This window comes from Pseudomonas viciae (genome assembly GCF_004786035.1).
In the GTDB taxonomy this organism is placed as follows: Bacteria; Pseudomonadota; Gammaproteobacteria; order Pseudomonadales; family Pseudomonadaceae; genus Aquipseudomonas; species Aquipseudomonas viciae.
In genome coordinates, this window is record NZ_CP035088.1 from 3670678 (window position 1) to 3673879 (window position 3202).

Consider the following 3202-nt stretch of genomic DNA (forward strand, 5'->3'; position numbering starts at 1 on the left):
AGGTCAGCTCAATCACGCGCTAACGCGTTGATCGGATCGAGCCGCGCGGCATTGCGCGCGGGCACGAAACCAAACACGATCCCGATGAGGGTCGAACAGACGACCGCGGTGACAATCGACCCCACCGAGAACACCATTTGCCATTCCTTGACGAAGATCGAAAAGACGTAACCGATCCCGAACGACAAGGCGATGCCAATCGTGCCCCCCATCAGGCACACCATCACCGCCTCCACCAGGAACTGCTGGCGTATGTCGGACTGGCGTGCGCCGACGGCCATGCGGATACCGATCTCACGGGTACGTTCGGTCACCGAGACGAGCATGATGTTCATCACCCCGATGCCCCCCACCACCAGCGAAATGATCGCAATCAACGAGAGCAGCAGCGCCAACGACTGGCTGGTCTTCTGCACCGTTTGCATCACGCTGTCGAGGTTGTAGGTGAAAAAGTCCTTGGTCCCATGGCGCTGCTCCAGGAGCTTGACCACGCTGTCTTCCACTAACTTGCTTGGTTGCCCGTCCTTGATCCGCACCGTGACGCTGTCCAGGAAACGCTGGCCCAGTAACCGACCGGCTGCGGTTTCATAGGGCATCCAGATATTCAGGTTCTTGCTGGTGTTGAACACACTTTTGCGGTCTTCGGTCACGCCGATGACCGTGCAAGGCAAGTTGTCGACCAGAATCACCTTGCCCAGTGGGTCTGTGTGTAAGCCAAACAGTCGTTTGCTCGTGTTGTGGTCGATCACCACCACTTGCGACTGCCGGCGGCCATCGTCCTTGCCGAACGCCACACCCGAGCCGATCTTGATCCCGCGAACCTGGAAATAGCTGGCGCTCACACCGTTGACGGTCGCATTGACGTCGATGTTTTCATAACGCAACAACAGGTTGCGCCCCAGGTTGGGGGTGGCGCTGTCGATGTAATATTGGTCGCTCAGGGCGGTCACGTCGGACAACACCAGCGTCTCGATGGCGGTCGAACGACTGTCCCCCCAATCGGCCCCAGGCATGATCTCGATCGTATTGCTGCCGATCGCCTCGATGTCTTTCAGGACATATTGCTTGACCCCCTCACCGATGGCCACGATCGACACCACGGAGGTGATGCCAATAATGATGCCCAACATGGTCAGCAGGGTTCGCATCCGGTGCGAGATCAACGCCACCCAGGCCATGTTGAACGCTTCGCTGAACAGTCCGAAACGGGCAAGCAGACCGTTGGTGGGCTTGACCTTGGCCGGACGCACGTTTTGTTCCGGCAGATCTTGCAGCGGCCCCTGCGGATTGGGACGATCACTGACGATCTCGCCGTCGCGGATCTCGATGATGCGCTGGGCGTGGGCCGCCACTTTCTCATCATGGGTCACGATGATGACCGTATGCCCCGCCGCGTTGAGCTCCAGCAGGATCTTCATCACCTCCTTGCCGCTGGTGGTATCCAGTGCACCGGTGGGTTCGTCCGCCAGAATGATCTCGCCGCCATTCATCAGGGCCCGGGCGATACTCACCCGCTGCTGCTGGCCACCGGAGAGTTGGCTGGGCCGATTGCTCAAGTGCCCTACCAGTCCCAGCCGTCCCAACAACTCTCCGGCGCGCGTGTGCCGTTGTTTCTCTGCCGCGCCAGCGTAAATGGCCGGCATCTCGACGTTGTGCAAGGCACTGAGGTGCGGCAGCAAATGGTAACGCTGGAAAATGAAACCGAAGTGGTCACGCCGCAGCACCGCCAGCTCGTGATCGTCCATCGAGCCGGTTTCGCGTCCGTCCACTTTGTAACTGCCGGAATTCGGATGGTCGAGGCAGCCGAGCACGTTCATCAGCGTGGATTTGCCGGAGCCGGAAGCGCCGGTGATCGCCACGACCTCTCCGGCGTTGATCGTCAGGTTGATGTTCTTGAGCGCGATGAACTCCTTTTCACCCGCGAGGAAACTGCGGGTAATCCCCTCGAGTTCCAACAGTGGTCGCGTCATGGTCAGGCTCCCGCCACGGCTGGGGTCGGCTCGCCGATGACGACCTTGTCACCTTCCGCCAGGCCATCCTTGATCTCGGCCCGGACGTTGTTGTTGATGCCCATCTGTACATTGCGCGGCTGGGCCTTGCCTTCGGCATCGAGGACACGGACCACATAGCTGCCATCCTGGTTTTTTGCACCCAGGGCGGCGACGGGGACCGTCAATACATCCTTGGCCTTGTCCAACACGATACGGACCTGGGCCGTCATGGAAATACGCAGGCGATGATCAGGGTTCGGCACGTCGAAGAGGCTGTTGTAGAACACTGCCGTATTTTGCTTCGGCGCCCCGGCGGTCTGGGTTTCGAGGAAGTTCTGTGGCGCCGGCTCGGTGCCCCGCAGCTTGGCGTAATAGCGCTTTTCCGATTCCCCCAGGATAGTGAAATACACCTCCTGGCCGGGAACGATGTGAATCACATCGGCTTCCGAGACCTGGGCCTTGACCGTCATGGTGTCCAGGTCGGCAAGCTTGAGCAGCACCGGCGCCAGTTGCTCGGCGATCACGGTCTGGCCTTCCTGCGTCACGATCCCCACGACATAGCCATCGATCGGCGCGACGATGTGGGTGTAGGCCAGGTTGACCCGCGCGGTTTCCACCTGGATACGGGCGTCCTTTATCTGCGCATCGAGAGAGAGCAGGTTCGCCGCTTCCACCTTGTAGTTCGACTCAGCGGTCTCGTACTCCTGCTTGGAGATCGCGTCGTCCGGTTGCAGTTTTTTGTAACGATCATAGGTGGCCTTGGCGTCCTTGAGTTGCGCCGCCGTGGCCTGCCGCTTAGCCATCAGGTTCTCTTCATTGACCTGGGCCTGGCGCAATGAATTCTGCGCCAGCATAGGGTCGATTTCCGCCAGCCACTGGCCCTTCTTGACCTTGTCGCCCAGTTTGACCTTGAGCGATTTCAGTTGGCCCGACACTTGTGCACCGACATCGACCTGCTTGACGCCCTGCAGCGTCCCGGACGCCAGTACCGCGTTCTCGATGTCAGTACGTTGGACCTCGGCAGTCAGGTACTCCGGCGGTTTGCCCGGCGACTGCGCACTGTAGAAAATCAGCGCGGCCACCACGACCAGTACAAGCACGATAGCGATTTTGCGAAACTTCGACTTTTCCATAAATAACCATGAGTGCGTTGATTTCAGGCCCGGCCAGTGAGGCGCCGGGTTCCATGGATGCGCGCGAAGGAAGGACGG

General features: G+C 59.8%; 1 protein-coding gene and 2 pseudogenes. All 3 read right to left on the minus strand.

The window, feature by feature from the left end; all coding sequences use genetic code 11:
- Nucleotides 1-8 precede the first annotated feature (8 nt).
- A pseudogene (locus EPZ47_RS30820) lies at nucleotides 9-1211 on the minus strand (ABC transporter permease); the annotation flags it as partial.
- A 62-nt stretch (nucleotides 1212-1273) separates the two neighbouring features.
- A pseudogene (locus EPZ47_RS30825) lies at nucleotides 1274-1970 on the minus strand (ATP-binding cassette domain-containing protein); the annotation flags it as partial.
- A 2-nt stretch (nucleotides 1971-1972) separates the two neighbouring features.
- Nucleotides 1973-3124 (minus strand): macrolide transporter subunit MacA, encoded by a 1152-nt coding sequence (gene macA / locus EPZ47_RS16265; RefSeq protein ID WP_135845724.1) that lies wholly within the window; start codon nucleotides 3122-3124, stop codon nucleotides 1973-1975.
- Nucleotides 3125-3202: the final 78 nt, after the last annotated feature.